Consider the following 20,534-nt stretch of genomic DNA (forward strand, 5'->3'; position numbering starts at 1 on the left):
GTGGTTTGAGCCTGGAGGACGGGGCTCGGGTGGTGGCGCTGCGTTCGCGTGCGGTGGGGGTGTTGGCGGGTCGGGGTGGGATGGCGTCGGTGCCGCTGCCGGTGGATGCGGTACGGGAGCGGCTTGCTGGGTGGGCTGGTCGTCTGTCGGTGGCTGCCGTCAACGGACCCTCGTCGACGGTGGTTTCGGGTGACGCGGATGCGGTCGCGGAACTGGTGGACGGGCTTGTGGCTGAGGGGGTGCGGGCGCGTCTGATCGAGGTCGACTACGCCTCGCACTCCTCTCATGTGGAGGAGATCCGTGAGCAGTTGCTTGCCGACCTGGCCGATCTTGCGCCTGTCTCGGGTGCGGTGCCGTTCTTTTCGACGGTGACGGGTGGTTGGCTGGACACGAGGGCGTTGGATGCCGAGTACTGGTATCGGAATCTGCGGCAGACCGTCGAGTTCGGCAAGGCCACGGACACGCTGCTCGGGGAGGGTTTCCGGTTCTTCGTGGAGCCCAGCCCGCACCCCGTGCTCACCTTCGGTGTGCAGCAGAGCGCCGACGCGGCCGGTGCCGCCGACTCCGCACAGGGCCCCGCCGTGGTCGTGGGCACGCTCCGGCGCGGCGAGGGCGGCCTCGACCGCTTCCTGACCTCCCTCGGAGAGGCCCACACGGGCGGGCTGTCGCCCGACTGGGAGCGGGTGTTCGCCGGACACCGCACGGACGGCGTCCCGCTGCCCACCTACCCGTTCCAGCGCCGCCCGTACTGGCTGGAGGACACCGGCCCGGTGGCCGGCGGCACCTCCGGCACGGCCTCCGGGGACGACTTCTGGGAGGCCCTGGGCGGGGGCGACCTGGACCGGTTCACCACCACCCTCGGGGTGACCCCCGAGGACCCGCTGAACGTGGTGCTGCCCGCGCTCGCCGGCTGGCGCACCGCCCGCACCGAGCGCTCGGTCGCCGACTCCTGGCGCTACCGGGTGACCTGGCGCGCCCTGCCCGAGGGCCCCCCGGCCGCCCTGGGCGGCACCTGGCTCGTCCTGTCCTCGGAGGGCCAGTCCGAGGACGCGGCGCGCCGCGCGGAGGCCACCGCCGACGTCCTGGAGCGGGCCGGGGCCGCGGTGGTCCGCTTACGGCTCGCCGAGGCGGAGGCCGACCGGACCGTACTGGCCGACCGGCTCCGCACGGCTCTCGACGCGCTGCCCGGTGAGGCGGCCGGGGTGCTGTCGCTGCTGGGCCTCGACGAACGCCCGCACTCCGCCCACCCCTCCGTCCCCCTGGGCACCGCGCTCAGCCTGGCCCTGGTGCAGTCCCTGGGCGACGCCGGGATCGACGCCCCGCTGTGGTGGGCGACCCGGGGCGCGGTATCGGTCGCGGGCGAGGACACCGGCAGCCCGGTCAGCGCCCCGCAGCACCTCCTCTGGGGTCTGGGCCGGGTCGCCGCACTGGAGTTCCCACAGCGCTGGGGCGGTCTGATCGACCTCCCGGAGACCCTGGACACCGACACCGCCGCACGCCTGTGCCGAGTCCTGGCCGGCGGGGCCGGGGACGAGGACCAGGTGGCCGTACGCGCCACCGCCTGCCACGGCCGCCGGCTGGTCCGGTCCGCCCTGGGGGACAGCGCGCCGCGGCGCGGCTGGCGGCCCGGGGGCACCGTGCTGATCACCGGCGGCACCGGCGGCATCGGCGCGCAGATCGCCCGCTGGCTGGCCCGGCGCGGCGCCGGGCACCTGGTGCTGGTCAGCCGGCGCGGCCCGGACGCGCCCGGCGCGCCCGAGCTCTCCGAGGAACTCGCCGCGCTCGGTGCCCGCGTCACCGTGGCCGCCTGCGACGTCGCCGACCTGGAAGCGCTGCGCGCCCTGAAGGACGGCCTCGAAGGCGACGGCCACCGGATCGGCACCGTCTTCCACGCCGCCGGGGCCGGGTCGCTGGTGCCGCTGCCCGACACCGACCTCGCCGAGTTCGCCGAGACCCTGCACGCCAAGGCCGGCGGGGCACGGAACCTGGACCTGCTGTTCGACCGGGACACGCTCGACGCGTTCGTGCTGTTCTCCTCCATCTCCGGGGTGTGGGGCAGCGCCGTCCACGGCGCCTACGCCGCCGCCAACGCCTACCTCGACGGCCTCGCCGAGGACCGCCGGAGCCGCGGCCTCGCCGCGACCTCCGTGGTGTGGGGGATCTGGAACCCCGAGGGCGGCGCCGGGATGGCCGCCGCACTCGTCGAGGAGAACCTGCGCGGCCACGGCGTGCTCTTCATGCCGCCCGCCACCGCGATCACCGGGCTCCAGCAGGTCCTGGACCACGACGAGACGGTGGTCGTGGTCGCCGACATCGACTGGGACCGCTTCGCGACCGTCTTCACCTCGGCGCGGCCCAGCCCGCTGATCGCCGAACTCCCCGAGGTCCGCGCCGCGCTGGCCGCCGAACCGGAGCCCGACGGGGCGGCCGGGACCGCGGGGGCCTCCGCCGAGCTGCGCGAGCGGCTGGAGCCACTGCCGGCGGCCGAGCGGACCCGGGTGCTCGTCGACCTGGTCCGCACGCACGCCGCCGCCGTCCTCGGGCACGACTCGCCGGACGCCGTCGCCCCCGGCCGGGCCTTCCGCGACCTGGGCTTCGACTCGCTGACCGCCGTGGACATGCGCAACCGCCTCAACACCGCCACCGGTCTGCGGCTGCCCGTCACCGTCGTCTTCGACTACTCCTCCGCCACGGCCCTCGCCCGGCACCTGGAGACCGGACTGCTCGGCGCCGCCGCGGCCCCCGCCGCGGTCGGCCCGCCCCCCGCGATCGTGGCCGCCGCGGACGACGACCCGATCGCCATCGTCTCCATGAGCTGCCGCTACCCCGGTGGGGTCCGCACCCCCGAGGAGCTGTGGCGGCTGGTCGCCGACGGGCGCGACGCGGTCTCCGGCCTGCCCGACGACCGCGGCTGGGACCTCGACGCCCTCTACGACGCGGACCCCGACCGGCCCGGCAGGAGCTACGCCGCCGCGGGCGGGTTCGTCCGCGACGCGGACCGCTTCGACCCCGCCTTCTTCGGCATCTCGCCGCGCGAGGCACGCGCCATGGACCCGCAGCAGCGGCTGCTGCTCGCCACCTCCTGGGAGGCGATCGAACGCGCCGGCATCGACCCGACCTCCCTGCGCGGCACCCCCACCGGCATCTTCGCCGGCGCCTCCTACCAGGGTTACGGCGGCAACCTGCGGGACGTCCCCGAGGAACTGGAGGGCCTGTTCATCGCGGGCATCTCCACCAGCGTGCTGTCCGGCCGGGTCTCCTACCAACTGGGCCTCCAGGGACCTGCCGTGACCGTGGACACCGCCTGCTCCTCGTCGCTGGTGGCGGTCCACTTGGCCGCGCAGTCGCTGCGTTCGGGCGAATGCCGGCTGGCCCTGGCGGGCGGCGCCACCGTGATGGGCACCCCGCTCTCCTTCACCGGCTTCAGCCGGCAGCGCGGCCTCGCCGAGGACGGGCGCTGCAAGTCCTTCGCGGCCTCCGCGGACGGCTTCGGCATGGCCGAGGGAGTCGGCCTGCTGGTCCTGGAACGCCTCTCGGACGCCCGCCGCAACGGCCACCCGGTCCTCGCGCTGCTGCGCGGCTCGGCGATCAACCAGGACGGCGCGAGCAACGGGCTCACCGCGCCCAGCGGCCTGGCCCAGCAGCGGGTGATCCGCGACGCGCTCGCCAACGCCCGCCTGTCGGCCGCCGACGTCGACGCCGTCGAAGCCCACGGCACCGGCACCCGGCTGGGCGACCCGATCGAGGCCGACGCGCTGCTGGCCACGTACGGCCAGGACCGGCCCGAGGGGCGGCCGGTGTGGCTGGGGTCGCTGAAGTCGAACATCGGGCACACCCAGGCCGCCGCCGGGGTCGGCGGCATCATCAAGATGGTGCTGGCCATGGGGCACGGGCAGCTGCCGCAGACCCTGCACGTCGACCGGCCGACCCCGAACGTCGACTGGACGGCCGGCGCCGTCGCCCTGCTCACCGAGGCCACCCCCTGGCCGGAGACGGGACGCCCGCGCCGGGCCGGGGTGTCCTCGTTCGGCCTCAGCGGCACCAACGCCCACGTGATCATCGAGCAGCCGCCCGCCGAGCCGGTACCGGCCGAGGCCGTGCCGGGCGGGCCCGCATCGGCCGAATCCGCAGCCGTGGCAGCCCGGTCGGTGCCCGCCGACGCAGGCGCACCCGACCCGCAGGCCGTGCCCGTCGCCGTGCCGTGGGTGCTGTCTGGGTCCGGCGCCGAGGCCCTGCGGGCCCAGGCGGCCCGGCTGCACGCGCACCTGACGGAGCACCCGGAGATACCGTCCGCCGACGTCGGCTACTCCCTGGCGACCACCAGGACCGCCTTCGACCACCGCGCCGCCGTCGTCGGCGAGGACCGGGCGGCCCTGCTGGGCGGCCTGGCCGCGCTGGCCGCCGGCGAGCGCGCTCCCGGCCTGGCCGAAGGCACCGCCGCCGGATCGTCCCGGACCGTCTTCGTCTTCCCCGGCCAGGGCTCCCAATGGGCCGGCATGGCCCGCGAACTCCTCCTGCACGCACCGGCGTTCGCCGACCGGATCGAAGTCTGCGAACGCGCCCTCGCCCCGCACCTGGACTGGTCGCCGCTCGCGGTCCTGCGGGACGAACCCGGCGCGCCCCCGCTGGACCGGGTGGACGTGGTCCAGCCGGTGCTGTTCGCCGTGATGGTCTCGCTGGCCGAGCTGTGGCGGGCGCACGGCGTCACCCCCGACGCCGTCGTCGGCCACTCCCAGGGCGAGATCGCCGCCGCCTGCGTGGCCGGCGCACTCTCGCTGGAGGACGCGGCCCGCATCGTCGCCCTGCGCAGCCGGGCCCTGCTGGCCCTGACCGGCCGCGGCGGCATGCTGTTCGTACCCCTGCCGGCCGACGCCGTACGGGACGCCCTCACCGCCTACGACGGCGCCCTCGACGTCGCCGCCGTCAACGGGCCGACCTCGGTCACCGTCTCCGGCGACCCCGCCGCCCTGGACCGGCTGTGCGCGCAGTACTCCGAGGCGGGCGTGCTGACCTGGCCGGTCCCCGGCGTGGAATTCGCCGGGCACTCCCCGCAGGTGGAGGAGATCCGGGAGGAACTGCTCACCCTCCTCGCCGGCACCGCGCCCCGCACCTCCGACGTCCCCTTCTACTCCACGGTCACCGGCGGCCCGCTCGACACCCGCGGTCTGGACGCCGCGTACTGGTACGACAACCTGCGCCGGCCCGTCGAGTTCGGGCGGGCCGTCGACGCGCTGATCGCCGACGGCCACCACACCTTCGTCGAATGCAGCACCCACCCCGCCCTGACCGTCTGGATCCAGCAGGCCGTCGAGGCCGCCGGGGCCTCCGGCGGAGCCGTCGTCGGCACCCTGCGCCGCACCGAGGGCGGCCGCGCCCGCTTCCTCACCTCGCTCACCGAACTCCAGGTGCGCGGAGTGCCGGTGGACTGGGAGGCGGTGTTCGCCGGGACCGGCGCCCGCACCCGGCCGCTGCCCACGTACGCCTTCCAGGAGCAGCGCTACTGGCTCGACCCCGTCACCCCCGAACCGTCCGCCGCCGTCGCCGCGGCCGGTACCGGCCCGGCCGACTCCGGGTTCTGGGAGGCGGTCGACCACGGAGACCTCGACGCCCTCGCCACCACCCTGCGCGTCGAGGACGGCGAACTGCGCTCCGCCCTCGCCTCCCTGGCGCCCGCCCTCGCCGACTGGGCGCGCGGCTGGCACGGCGACCGGACCGTCGACAGCTGGCGCTACCGGGTCGACTGGAAGCCCCTGCCGACCGCCGGACCGGCCCGCCTCACCGGGAACTGGCTCGTCGTCACCCCGGCCGGTCACACCGCCCACCCGGCCGTCGCCTTCGCCATGGACGCCCTGCGCGGACACGGCGCCGTACCGGTCCTCGTCGAAGCGGGCCCCGACGCGACCGACCGGGCCCGGTTCGCCGTACAGCTGCGCGAAGCGCACGAACGGGCCGACGGGCCGCCCGCCGGGGTGCTGTCCCTGCTCGCCCTGGCCGAAGAACCGCACGGCGACGGCTCGGCCCTGCCCCTCGGGCTCACCCTGACCGTCGGCCTCCTCCAGGCGCTGGGCGACCTTGGCGCCGACGCCCCGCTCTGGTGCGCCACCCGCGGCGCCGTGTCGGTCGGCCGCTCCGACCCGATCGACAGCACCCTCCAGGCACTGGTCTGGGGCCTCGGCGGGGTCGCCGGGGTCGAATACCCGCAGCGCTGGGCGGGACTGGTGGACCTGCCGCAACGCCTCGACGAGCGGGCCGCCACCCGACTGGCCGCAGCGCTCACCGGCCCGGACGGCGAAGACCAGCTCGCGGTACGCGCCTCCGGCGTCTTCGGCCGCAGGCTCGTCCACGCCCCGCTCGGCGACACGCCCCCGGCCCGCGACTGGACCCCCGAGGGCACCGTCCTCATCACCGGCGGCACCGGCGGGCTCGGCGCCCAGATCGCCCGCCGCCTCGCCCGCACCGGCACCGCGCACCTGCTGCTCACCAGCCGCCGCGGAGAACACGCCCCCGGCGCGGCCGACCTGCTCGCCGAACTGCGCGCCCTCGGCACCGAGGCCACCGCGGCGGCCTGCGACGTCGCCGATCGCGCCGCCCTCGCGGACCTGCTCGCCGGCATACCGGCCGAGCGCCCGCTGCGCGCCGTGCTGCACACCGCGGGCGTCCTCGACGACGGCGTGATCGACTCGATCACCCCCGAGCGCGCGGCCGGCGTCCTGCACCCCAAGCTGGACGGCGCCCGCAACCTCGACGCCCTCACCCGCGACCTCGACCTCACCGCCTTCGTGCTGTTCTCCTCGCTGGCCGGCACCCTCGGCGGCACCGGCCAGGGCAGTTACGCCGCCGCCAACGCCTACCTCGACGCCCTGGCCCGGCACCGCCGCGACCTCGGCCTCCCCGGCACCTCGGTCGCCTGGGGCCTGTGGGGCGGCGACAGCCTCGCCTCCGGAGCCGTCAGCGAACGGCTGATCCGCGACGGGCTGCCCGCCATGGACCCCGCCACCGCCACCCTCGCCCTGCAACGGGCGCTCGACCACGACGACACCGCCGTCCTCGTCGCCGACTTCGCCTGGGACCGCTTCACCCGGGCGTTCACCGCCCTGAGGCCCAGCGCCGCCCTCGCCGACCTGCCCGAGGTGCGGGCCGTACGCGACGCCGCGCAGGGGTCCCGTACGGGCGACGGCGCCGAGCCGACGGCCCGGCGGCTGGCCGCCCTGCCCCCGGCCGAACTCGACCGGGCCCTCCTCGACCTGGTCCGCACCGAAGTCGCCGCCGTGCTCGGCCACCCCGGACCCGAGGCGGTGGGACCCGACCAGGTGTTCAAGGACATCGGCTTCGACTCGCTGACCGCCGTCGACCTGCGCAACCGGCTCGCCGAAGCCACCGGACTGCGCCTCTCGGTGACCCTCGCCTTCGACTACCCGACCGCCACCGTCCTCGCCGGCCACCTGCGCGGCGAACTGCCGGGCACCGACACCGCGGCGGCGCCCGCCGACGCCGGACGGGCACCCGTACCGGCGGCGGCCGTGGCCGAGGACGAGGCCATCGCGGTGGTCGCCATGAGCTGCCGCTACCCCGGCGGCGTCAGCACCCCCGAAGAGCTGTGGGACCTCGTCGCCACCGGGCAGGACGCCATCTCCGGCTTCCCCACCGGCCGCGGCTGGGACCTGGACGGCCTCTACGACTCCGACCCCGAACGGGTCGGCAGCACCTACGCCCGCGAAGGCGGCTTCCTCCACGACGCCGACCGCTTCGACCCGGCCTTCTTCGGGATCTCCCCGCGCGAGGCGCTGACCATCGACCCCCAGCAGCGGCTGCTCCTCGAACTCTCCTGGGAGGCGTTCGAGCGGGCCGGCATCGACCCGCTGTCCCTCAAGGGCAGTGACAGCGGCGTCTTCGTCGGATGCAGCCACCACGACTACGGCTCGCGCGTCACCGAGCCCTCCGAGGAGTTCGAGGGCTACCTCGGCATCGGCAGCGCGGGCAGCGTCGCCTCCGGCCGGATCTCCTACAGCCTCGGACTCGAAGGGCCCGCGGTCACCGTCGACACGGCCTGCTCCTCGTCGCTGGTCGCCGTCCACCTCGCGGCCCGGTCGCTGCGGGCCGGCGAGTGCTCGCTCGCCCTCGCGGGCGGGGTGACCGTGATGTCGACACCGGGCGCCTTCGTGGAGTTCAGCCGGCAGCGGGTGCTCGCCGAGGACGGCCGCTGCAAGCCGTTCGCCGCCGCCGCCGACGGCACCTCCTGGGCCGAGGGTGCCGGACTGCTCGTCCTGGAACGCCTCTCGGACGCCCGGCGCAACGGCCACCCGGTCCTCGCCCTCGTCCGCGGCTCCGCCGTCAACCAGGACGGCGCCAGCAACGGCCTCACCGCCCCCAACGGCCCCTCCCAGCAGCGCGTCATCCGGGCGGCGCTCGCCGACGCCGGACTGGCCGCCTCCGAGGTCGACGCGGTGGAGGCGCACGGCACCGGCACCCGGCTGGGCGACCCGATCGAGGCCCAGGCCCTGCTGGCCACCTACGGCCGCGAGCGCGGCGCCGCACCGCCGCTGTGGCTGGGATCGCTCAAGTCGAACATCGGCCACAGCCAGGCCGCCGCCGGAGTCGCCGGCATCATCAAGATGGTCCAGGCCATGCGGCACGGGGCGCTGCCGCGCACCCTGCACGTCGACAGACCGACGCCCTTCGTGGACTGGACGGCCGGAGCGGTCCGGCTGCTCACCGACGACACCCCGTGGCCGGAGACCGGCCGTCCCCGCCGGGCCGCGGTGTCCTCCTTCGGAGTCAGCGGCACCAACGCCCACACCATCCTCGAACAGCCCACGGACGCACCGGAACCGGCCCCGTCCGGGGGCCCGGCCCCGGCCGTCGTGACCGGCGCGGCGCAGGAACGGGCCGCCGTCACCGAACCGGCCGCCCTGCCCTGGCTGCTGTCCGGGCGGAGCGCGGACGCGCTGCGGGAGCAGGCCGGGCGGCTGCTGCGGCACGTGGCGGGCGCCCCGCACCTCTCCGTCGCCGACCTGGGCCGCGCCCTGGCCCTGCACCGCAGCGCCTTCGAGCACCGGGCCGCCCTCACCGGCACGGACCGGCAGAGCCTGCTGGACGCGCTGGGCGCCCTCGCCGCCGGCGAGCCGTCCGCGGACCTGGTGCGCGGCGTCACCGGCCCGGCCGGCAAGACCGCCTTCCTCTTCCCCGGCCAGGGCAGCCAGCGGACCGGCATGGGCGCGCAGTTGTACGCCCGGTTCCCGGTGTTCGCCGACGCCTTCGACGCGGTCTGCGCCGCACTCGACCCGCTGCTGGACCGCCCCCTGCGGGACGTGATCGACGCGGCCCCCGGCGACCCGGGCCACGGACTGCTGGACCGTACCGAGTACACCCAGCCCGCCCTGTTCGCCCTCGGGGTCGCGCTGTTCCGGCTGGTCGAGCACTGGGGCGTACGCCCCGACCTGCTGTTCGGCCACTCGGTGGGCGAACTGGCCGCCGCGCACTGCGCCGGGGTGCTCACGCTGCCCGACGCGGCGGCGCTGGTGGCCGCGCGGGGACGGCTGATGCAGGCCCTCCCTGCGGGCGGCGCGATGTTCGCCGTCGCCGCGGGGGAGGAGGAGGTGCTGCCGCTGCTGGCGGGCCGCGAGAAGGAAGCCGGCGTCGCCGCGGTCAACGGCCCGGCCTCGACGGTGATCTCCGGCGACGAGGCGGCGGTGGCCGAGATCGCGGGCGCGCTCGCCGCGCTCGGCCGCAAGACCCGCCGGCTGCGGGTCTCGCACGCCTTCCACTCGCCCTTGATGGAGCCGATGCTCGACGGGTTCCGCGAGGTCGCCGCCCGCATCGTGCCGGCCGCGGCCACCGTCCCCGTCCTCTCCGACCTGACCGGCGAACCGGTCACCGCCGAGCAGTTCGGCTCCCCCGACTACTGGGTGGAGCACGTGCGCGGCACCGTGCGGTTCCAGGACGGCATCCGCCGGCTGCAGCGCGAGGGCGTCACCGCCTACCTGGAACTCGGACCCGACGGCGCGCTCACCGCCATGAGCCAGGACTGCCTGGCCGACACCGCCGACACCACCGGCACCGCGAGCGGCATCGGTGCCGGCGACGGCGCGGGCGGGCCCGTGCTGGTGCCGCTGCTGCGCAAGGACCGGCCCGAGGGGCCCGCAGCGACGGCCGCCCTGGCCCGGCTGCACGTCGCGGGCGTCCCGGTGGACTGGCAGGCCCTGCACCCCGGCGGCCCGTCCCGCGCCGCCGCAGGCCTGCCGACCTACGCCTTCCAGCGCGACGCCTACTGGCTGGAGGGCGGCCCGGCCACGGCCGGACTGCCCGCCGCCGGACTGGTGGCGGTCGACCACCCGCTGCTCGGCGCCGGCACCGAACTCGCCGACTCCGACGGCTTCCTCTTCACCGCCAGGTTCTCCGTCCGCACCCACCCCTGGCTCGCCGACCACGGGGTCTACGAGGGCGTGCTGTTCCCCGCCACCGCCTTCCTGGAACTCGCGGTCCGCGCGGGCGACCAGGTCGGCTGCGACCAGGTCGAGGAACTGACCCTGGAGGCACCGCTGGTGCTCCCGGCGGGCGGCGCCGTCGCACTCCAGCTCACCGTCGGAAGCCCGGACGCCTCCGGCACCCGACCGCTCAGCGTCCACGCCCGGGCCGCCGACGACGGCCCCGACGCCCCCTGGACCCGGCACGCGAGCGGCCTGCTCACCCCCGCCGGGGAACCCGTACCGGCGACCGCACCGGACGACCCGGACGACCCGGACGACCCGGCCGACCCCGAGGCCTGGCCGCCGCCCGGTGCCGTCCCGCTCGACACGGAAGGCCTGTACGACCGCTTCGCGGGCGGCGGGTTCGCCTACGGGCCCGCGTTCCAGGGCCTGCGCGAGGCCTGGCGGCTCGGCGACGAGGTGTACGCCGTCGCCACCCTGCCGGACGGGCAGCAGCCGGACGCCGCCGCGTTCGGCCTGCACCCGGCCCTCCTGGACGCCGCCCTGCACGCGCTGGTGTTCGACGTACTGGAGGGTCCCGCGCAGGGCTGGCTGCCGTTCTCCTGGAACGGGGTGCGCCTGCACGCCTCCGGCGCCACCGAGCTCCGGCTGCGGCTGACCCCCACCGGCCGCGACGCCGTGGCCGTGCGGGCGACCGACGCCACCGGGCGGCCGGTCCTCTCGGCCCGCTCCCTCGTGCTGCGGCCCGTCTCGCCCGACCGCTTCAAGGCCACCCGCACCGGACACCACGAAGAGCTGTTCCGCCCCGAGTGGCAGCCCCTGCCGGCACGCGCCGGCACGGCGGCGGGCACCGTCCACGGCCCCGAGTCCTGGACCGTGCTCGGCACCGGCACACCCCGGCCCGGCGCCGCACCGCTGCCCGGCCGGACGGTCACCGACCTCGCCGCGCTGACCGCCCTGCTCGACGCGGGCACCCCGGCGCCCCGGCTGGTCCTGGCGCCCTGCCCGCCCGCCACCACCCCGTCCGCACCGCCCGGCACCCTGCGCGACGCCGTCCACGACGGCCTCGGCGCGCTCCTCGCGCTGCTGCGCGCCTGGCTGGCCGAGGAGCGCCTGACCGGCTCCAAGCTGGTCCTGGTCACCTCCGGCGCGGTCCCGGTGACCGGCGACGACGTCCCGGACCCGGCCCTGGCCGCGCTCTGGGGCATGGTCCGCTCGGCCCAGACCGAGAACCCCGACCGCTTCGTCCTGCTGGACCTCGACGCCGCCCACGACACCCCGCCCGCCGTCCTGGCCGAGGCCCTCGCCTCCGGGGAACCCCAGCTCGCGGTCCGGGCCGGGGCCGTCCACATCGCCCGGCTGGCCCGCGTACCGCTGGCCGCCACCGGACGCACCCCCGGCTGGGACGGCGACGGAACCGTCCTCATCACCGGCGGCACCGGCGCCATCGGCGCCCACGTCGCCCGCCACCTCGCCGCCGAACACGGTGTCCGGCACCTGCTGCTCACCAGCCGCAGCGGCCCCGCCGCCGAAGGCGCCGCAGAACTCCTCGCCGAACTGGCAGCCCTGGGCGCGCACGCCGAGATCACCGCCTGCGACGCCGCCGACCGCGACGCCCTCGCCGCCCTGCTCGCCACCCTGCCCGCCGCCCACCCCCTGACCGGGGTGGTGCACGCCGCGGGCGTCCTCGCCGACGGCGTCGTCGCCACCATGACGCCCGAACAGCTCGGCCACGTCCTGCGCCCCAAGGTGGACGCGGCGGTCAACCTGCACGAACTCACCGCAGGCACGGAACTGACGGAGTTCGTCGTGTTCTCGTCCATCGCCGGCGTCTTCGGCGGCATGGGCCAGGGCAACTACGCCGCCGCCAACGCCTTCCTCGACGCCCTCGCCCACCGGCGCCGCGCCGACGGACTGCCCGGCCGCTCCCTCGCCTGGGGCCTGTGGGCCAACAGCACCGGCATGACCGGCGGCCTCACCGAGGCCGACCTGCGACGGATCGCCCGCGGCGGCATCGTCGCCTTCGACCCCGCCCGGGGACTCGCCCTCTTCGACACCGCCGGCACCCTCGACGACCCCGTGGTCCTCCCGCTGCGGCTCGACACCGCGGCCGTCCGCACCCAGGCGGCGAGCGGCGGCGTCCCCGCCCTGCTGCGCGGCCTGGTGCGCCCCGCCGCCCGGCGCGGCGCCGCGGGCCCCGCCGCCGGCACCGTCACCGACGGACCCGAAGCACTGAAGCAGCGGCTCGGATCCCTCAACGAAACCCAGCGCGGCCGGGTCCTCCTCGACCTGGTCCGCTCCCACGCCGCCCTGGTCCTCGGCCACAGCGGCCCGGCCGCCATAGAGCCCGGACGCGGCCTGCTGGAGGTCGGCTTCGACTCGCTGACCGCCGTGGAACTGCGCAACCGGCTGCGCGCCGCCACCGGCCACCCGCTGCCGGCCACCCTGCTCTTCGACCACCCCACCCCGGCCGCGATCGCCGGACACCTCGCCACCGAACTGGTCCCCGACGCCGGACCCGGCCCGGTCCCCGGCCTCGCCGAACTGGACAGCCTGGAAAGCGCCCTCGACGGCGGCGTCGACGACCCGGCGGACCGCGAACGGCTCGCCGCCCGGCTCCAGGAACTCCTGGGCCGCCTCGACCCGGCCGCCACGGCCGACGGCGACGGCACGGGCGCCGACTCCATCGAGGACCGCATGGACGGCGCCAGCGACGACGAACTCTTCGACCTCATCGACAACGAACTCGGCCTGTCATGACACCGACCCGACACGCGAACCAGGACGGCGGATCACGATGGTGAACGACGACAAGCTGAGGGACTACCTCAAGCGCGTGACGGCGGACCTGCACCACACCCGCCGACGCCTGACCGAAGCCGAGGAAGCGGCCCGCGAACCGATCGCGGTCGTTGCCATGAGCTGCCGCTACCCCGGCGGCGTACGGTCCCCCGAGGACCTGTGGCGCCTGGTCACCGACGGCACCGACGCCATCACCGGCTTCCCCCGCGACCGCGGCTGGGACCTGGACCACCTAGACGATCCCGAACGACTCCGCGAGGGCACCAGCCACACCGCCCTCGGCGGCTTCCTCGACGACGTCGGCCACTTCGACCCCGGCTTCTTCGGGATCTCCCCGCGCGAAGCCCTCGCCATGGACCCGCAGCAGCGCCTCCTCCTGGAAACCACCTGGGAGGCGTTCGAACGGGCCGGCATCGCCCCCGCCACCCTGCGCGGCAGCCGCACCGGCGTCTTCGCCGGAGTGATGTACCAGGACTACGCGGTACGGCTGCGCCGGGTCCCCGACGACGTGGCCGGCTACGTCGGCAGCGGCAGCTCCGACAGCGTCGCCTCGGGCCGCGTCGCCTACACCTTCGGCCTGGAGGGCCCGGCGGTCAGCATCGACACCGCCTGCTCCTCCTCCCTGGTCGCCATCCACCTCGCCGCCCAGGCGCTGCGCGCCGGCGACTGCACCCTGGCGCTGGCCGGGGGCGCGATGGTCATGTCGACACCCGTCCCGTTCGTCGAGATGAGCCGCCAGGGCGGCCTGGCCCGGGACGGCCGCTGCAAGTCCTTCGCCGCCACCGCCGACGGCACCGGCTGGGGCGAGGGCGTCGGCATGCTCCTGCTGGAGCGCCTCTCCGACGCCCGCCGCCACGGACACCCGGTCCTTGCCCTGATCCGCGGCACCGCTGTCAACCAGGACGGCGCCAGCAGCCGGCTCACCGCCCCCAACGGCCCCGCCCAGCAGCGCGTCATCCGGCACGCCCTGGCCAACGCCGGACTCACCCCCGCCGACGTGGACGTGGTCGAGGCGCACGGCACCGGCACCCCGCTGGGCGACCCCATCGAGGCCCAGGCCCTGCTGGCCACCTACGGCCAGGACCGCGCGGACGGGCATCCGCTGCTGCTCGGCTCGCTCAAGTCCAACATCGGGCACACCCAGGCGGCGGCCGGCGTCGGCGGCGTCATCAAGACCGTCCTCGCCATGCGGCACGGCACCGTCCCGCCCACCCTGCACGCCGAGGACCCGTCCCCGCAGATCGACTGGACCGCGGGCGCCGTACGCCTGGTCACCGCGAACACCCCCTGGCCCGAGACCGGCCGCCCGCGCCGCGCCGCGGTCTCCTCCTTCGGCGTCAGCGGTACCAACGGACACGTCGTCCTGGAACAGGCCGACGAACCCGCCGACCCCGCAGAGCCGGCCGATGCGACTGCCCCCGGAAACGCCGACGCCCCCTCCGGCCCCGGCACGCCGTCGCCCGTCCTGCCCTGGGTGCTCTCCGGGCGTACCGCCGAAGCGCTGCGCGCCCAGGCCGTACGGCTCCGCGACCACCTCGACGCCCACCCCGGGCCTGGCCCGGCCGAGATCGGCCACGCCCTCGCCACGACCCGCGCCGCGCACGAGCACCGGGCGGTCCTGATCGGCGCCCACCCCGACGAGTTCCGCGCCGGACTCGACGCCCTCGCGGCCGGCCGCGAGGCCCCCGGCCTGGTCCGCGGCACCGCCGGAACCGGCGGCGAAGTCGCCCTGGTCTTCCCCGGACAGGGCTCCCAATGGGCCGGCATGGCCGTCGGACTCCTCGACTCCGCCCCCGCCTTCGCCGCCCGCATCGCCGCCTGCGAACGCGCCCTGGCCCCCTTCGTGGACTGGTCCCTGGAAGCCGTCCTGCGCGGCGCCCCCGGCACCCCGCCCGCCGAACGCGTCGACGTGGTGCAGCCGGTGCTGTGGGCCGTCATGGTCTCCCTGGCCGAACTGTGGCGCTCCCACGGCATCACCCCCGGCGCCGTGATCGGCCACTCCCAGGGCGAGATCGCTGCCGCCTGCGTCGCGGGCGCCCTCTCCCTCGACGACGCCGCCCGGGTCGTCGCCCTGCGCAGCCGGGCGATCCGCGCCCTCTCCGGCCGCGGCGGCATGGCCTCGGTGGCCCTGCCCGCCGCACAGGTCGTCGAACACCTGGCCCCCTGGGAGGGCAGGCTCTCCGTCGCCGCCGTCAACGGACCCGCCTCCACCGTGGTCTCCGGCGACACCGACGCCCTCGACGCGTTCCTCGAACAGGCCGCGGCCCTGGACATCCGCAGCCGCCGCATCCCCGTCGACTACGCCTCGCACAGCGCCCACGTCGAGGACATCCGCGCCGACCTGCTCGCCCGCCTCGACGGACTGGCCCCCCGCCCCGCCGCCATCCCCTTCTACTCCACCCTCACCGGCGGCCTGATGGAGGACACCACCGCCCTCGACGCCGACTACTGGTACCGCAACCTCCGGGGCACCGTCCGCTTCGAACAGGCCACCCGCGCCCTCCTCGCCGACGGCTACCAGGTCCTCCTGGAGAGCAGCCCGCACCCCGTCCTCACCGTCGGCGTCCTGGAGACCGCCGAGGACGCGGGCGCCGACGCCACCGCCCTCGGCACCCTGCGCCGCGACGACGGCGGACCGCGCCGCTTCACCGAGTCCCTGGCCGAACTCCACCTGCGCGGAGTCTCCCCGGACTGGGACACCGTCTTCGCCGGCCGCCGCCCCGGACGGGTGGAACTGCCCACCTACGCCTTCCAGCGCGACCCCTACTGGCTGGAGGACGGCGCCGCGCCCGCCGCCGACGTCACCTCCGCCGGACTGACCCCCGCCGGCCACCCGCTGCTCGGCGCGGTCGTCGTCCTCGCCGACGGCGACGGCCTGCTCCTCACCGGCCGCCTCTCGGCCCGCACCCACCCGTGGCTCGCCGACCACGCCGTCGGCGGTCGAGCCCTGCTCCCGGGCACCGCGTTCCTGGAACTCGCGCTCCAGGCCGGAGCCCGCGTCGGCTGCCCGAGGGTCGAGGAATTCACCCTCGAAGCACCCCTCGTGCTGCCCGAACACGGCGGCGCCGTGCTCCGGCTCACCGTCGGCGCCCCCGACCACCGGGGACACCGCCCGCTCAGCCTGCACTCCCGGCCGGACACCCCGGCCGGCGGCGACGCCGACGACGATGACGGCGAGTGGACCCGGCACGCCGAAGGCGTCCTGGCCCGCGACGGCGCGGACCGCACCGCGGCCGACGGCCCGATGCCCTGGCCGCCGCCCGGCGCCGAACCCCTCGCCCTCGACGGCCTGTACGAGCGCTACGCGGCGGGCGGATTCGCCTACGGCCCCGCCTTCCAGGGCCTGCGCGCGGCCTGGCGGCGCGGCGACGAACTGTTCGCCGAGGCCGTCCTGCCCGTCGGGCCCGCCTCCGACGCCGCCGCGTTCGGCCTGCACCCGGCCCTGCTGGACGCCGCCCTGCACGCCACCGGCGTGCCCGGCACCCCCGGCGCGGACGCCCACCCCGAGGGCCGGCTGCCGTTCTCCTGGAACGGCGTCACCCTGTACGCCACCGGCGCCGGCGCGATCCGCGTCCGGCTCGCCCCGGCCGGGCCCGACGCGGTCACCCTCGACGTCGCCGACGCGACCGGCGCCCCCGTGGCGAGCGTCGACGCCCTCGTCCTGCGGCCCGCCGGCACCGTACGCCGCGCCGCCGACCGCGCCGCCCACGGCCGCCGCCACCAGGACCTCTACGCAACGGAATGGGTCACCGCGGCCCTGCGCGGAACCGGCGCACCCGTCCACCGCACCGCGGACCTGGCCGCGCTGCGGGCCGCCGTCGACGCCGGGGCGCCGGTGCCCGAAACGGTCCTCCTGACCTGCACCGAACACCCGGCGGACCCGGCCGGCGGCCCGGCCGCGGCGGTCCGCGCCGCCGTCCACCAGGCCCTCGCCGACGTCCGCACCTGGCTCGCCGACGACCGCTTCGCCGGCTCGCTCCTGGTGTTCGCCACCCGGGGCGCCGTCAGCGCCGGGGAGGACGTACGCAACCCCGCGCACAGCGCGCTCTGGGGCCTGGTCCGCTCGGCCCAGTCCGAGCACCCCGGGCGCTTCGCGCTGCTCGACCTCGACGCCGACGACGAACACGGCACCGCCGCGGGCGTCGAGGCGGCCCTCGCCTCCGGAGAACCGCAGGCCGCCGTCCGCGGCGGCGACGTCCGCGTACCCCGGCTGGCCAGGGTCCCTCGGAACGCCCCGGACACTGCGGACGGCGCGGCCGCGCCCGTACGCGCCTTCGACCCCGACGGCACGGTCCTCATCACCGGCGGTACCGGACTGCTCGGCTCCCACGTCGCCCGCCGCCTGGTCACCGGGCACGGCGTACGGCACCTGCTGCTGCTCTCCCGAAGCGGCCCGGCCGCCCCGGGAGCCGAGGCACTGCGCGCCGAACTCGCCGCACTGGGTGCCGAGGTCGCCCTCGGGGCCTGCGACGCCGCCGACCGGACCGCCCTGGCCGCCGTCCTCGCGGACCTGCCGCCCGCACACCCGCTGACCGCCGTGATCCACACCGCGGGCACCCTCGACGACGGCGTCGTCACGGCACTCACCCCCGAACGGGTGGACGCCGTCCTGCGCCCCAAGGCCGACGCCGCCCTCCACCTGCACGAACTCACGCGCGACCGCGACCTCACGCACTTCGTGCTCTTCTCCTCCGCCGCGGGCACCTTCGGCGGCCCCGGACAGGCCAACTACGCCGCCGCCAACGCCTTCCTCGACGCCCTCGCCGCCCAGCGCCGGGCGGCGGGCCTGCCCGGCCAGTCGCTGGCCTGGACCCTGTGGGAGCAGCCCAGCGCACTGACCGGACACCTGGACGAGGACGACGTACGACGCGTCGCCCGCTCCGGGATGCCGCCGCTCTCCACCGAGCGCGGACTCGCCCTGTTCGACACCGCCCTCACCGTGGACCGGGCCGCCCTGGTCCCGATGCGCCTCGACACCGCCGCCCTGAAGTCCGCGGCCGCGGACGGCACCTTGCCGCCGCTGCTGCGCGGCCTGGTGCGCACCCCGCCCCGCCGGGCGGCGACGGCCGCGACCGCGACGGCCGACGACAACGCCCTGCGCGGCCGGCTCGCGGCCCTCGACGGCGCCGGACGGACGCGGCTGCTCGTCCAACTCGTCCGCACCCACGCCGCGGCCGTCCTCGGCCACGCGACCCCGGACACCCTCGACCCCGGACGGGCCTTCCGCGAACTGGGCTTCGACTCGCTGGCCTCGGTCGAACTGCGCAACCGCCTGAACGCCGCCACCGGCCTGCGGCTCCCCGCCAGCCTGGTCTTCGACCACCCGACCCCGGCGGCGCTCGCGGACTTCCTGGCCGCCGGACTGACGGACACGGACTCGGCCACGGCCACGGCCGCCGCGCCCGCGAGGCCGGCCCACGCCGACCGGGACCGGGACGCGGACGACGACCGGATCGCGATCGTCGCCGCGGCCTGCCGCCTCCCCGGCGGCATCCGCTCGCCCGAGGACCTGTGGCGGATGCTGGCCGAAGGCCGCGACGGCATCTCCGGGTTCCCCACCGACCGCGGCTGGAGCCTGGACACCCTCTACGACCCCGACCCGGACCGCGTCGGCACCTCCATCACCCGCGACGGCGGCTTCCTCCACGACGCGGCCGACTTCGACGCGGAGTTCTTCGGCATCTCGCCGCGCGAAGCGGTGGCCATGGACCCGCAGCAGCGCCTGCTCCTGGAAACCACCTGGGAACTCTTCGAGCGCGCGGCCATCGACCCCGCCACCCTGCGCGGAGCCGCGGTCGGCACGTACGTCGGCCTGATGCAGCAGGACTACGCGGCCCGCCTGCTGCCCTACATCCCCGAGGACGTCGAAGGATTCCTCGGCACCGGCAACTCGGGCAGCATCGTCTCCGGACGCCTGGCCTACTTCTTCGGACTGGAGGGCCCCGCGGTCACCATCGACACGGCCTGCTCCTCCTCGCTGGTCGCCCTGCACCTCGCCGTAAGGGCGCTGCGGTCGGGCGAATGCTCCCTGGCCCTGGCCGGCGGCGTCAACGTGATGTGCAGCCCCGAACTCTTCGTCGAGTTCAGCCGGCAGGGCGGCCTCGCCCCCGACGGCCGCTGCAAGTCCTTCGCCGCGGCAGCCGACGGCACCGCCTTCGGCGAAGGCACGGGCATGCTGCTGGTGGAGCGGTTGTCGGACGCGCGGCGGAACGGGCATCCGGTGCTGGCGGTGGTCCGTGGTTCTGCGGTGAACCAGGACGGTGCGAGCAATGGGTTGACGGCGCCGAGCGGTCCGTCGCAGCAGCGCGTGATCCGGGCGGCGTTGGCGGACGCGGGTTTGTCGGCTGCCGAGGTGGACGTGGTGGAGGCGCACGGTACGGGGACCCGGTTGGGTGACCCGATCGAGGCGCAGGCGCTGCTGGCGACGTACGGGCAGGGGCGGCCGGTGGACCGGCCGGTGTGGATCGGCTCGCTGAAGTCCAACATCGGACACGCCTCGGCAGCCGCCGGTGTCGCCGGGGTCATCAAGTCGGTGTTGGCGTTGCGGCACGGGGTGATGCCGAAGACGCTGCACGTGGACGGCCCGACGCCCGAGGTGGACTGGTCGGCGGGGGCCGGACGGCTGCTGACGGAGGCCCGTACGTGGGACGACGCGGGCCGTCCGCGCCGGGCGGGCGTGTCCTCCTTCGGCGTCAGCGGCACCAACGCCCACGTCATCCTCGAACAGGCCCCGACGGAGGCCTCGGACAAGCTGGTCGAGGGACCCGGAACACCGGAGACCGCGCCCGCCGCCGTCCCCCTGCTCCTCTCGGCGCGCACTCCGGAGGCGCTGCGCGCCCAGGCGGCGGCGCTGTCGGCCCGGATCACCGACGGTTCGGGTGTCCGCGCCGCGGACGTGGCCTTCTCCCTGGCCACCGGCCGCGGTGCGCTGGGACACCGCGCGGTGCTCGTGGGCACCGAGGACGACCTCGCCGAGCGCCTGAACGCACTGTCCCAGGGCGCTGTGACCTCCGACAGCGGGCTGGTCTCGGGTCGCACGGTGTTGGTGTTTCCGGGGCAGGGGTCGCAGTGGGTGGGGATGGCTGCGGAGTTGTTGGGTGGGTCGGTGGTGTTCGCGGGGCGGATGGCGGAGTGTGAGCGGGCTCTGTCGCCGTTTGTGGATTGGTCGTTGGCGGAGGCGTTGGGGTCGGGGGAGTTGTTGGGGCGGGTTGATGTGGTGCAGCCGGTGTTGTGGGCTGTGATGGTGTCGTTGGCGGAGGTGTGGCGGTCGTTCGGGGTGACGGCCGATGCGGTGGTGGGGCATTC

General features: G+C 76.2%; 2 protein-coding genes. Both read left to right on the plus strand.

Going from position 1 to position 20,534, the window contains the following annotated elements; all coding sequences use genetic code 11:
• On the plus strand, nucleotides 1-13,187 hold a 13,187-nt coding region (locus tag ACFW22_RS33790), incomplete at its 5' end, for a type I polyketide synthase (protein ID WP_386412137.1).
• A gap of 37 nt (nucleotides 13,188-13,224) precedes the next feature.
• Nucleotides 13,225-20,534: type I polyketide synthase (locus tag ACFW22_RS33795; protein ID WP_386412139.1), on the plus strand; the 7,310-nt coding region annotated here is incomplete at its 3' end.

Source organism: Streptomyces sp. NPDC058872 (assembly GCF_042743065.1).
In the GTDB taxonomy this organism is placed as follows: domain Bacteria; phylum Actinomycetota; class Actinomycetes; order Streptomycetales; family Streptomycetaceae; genus Streptomyces.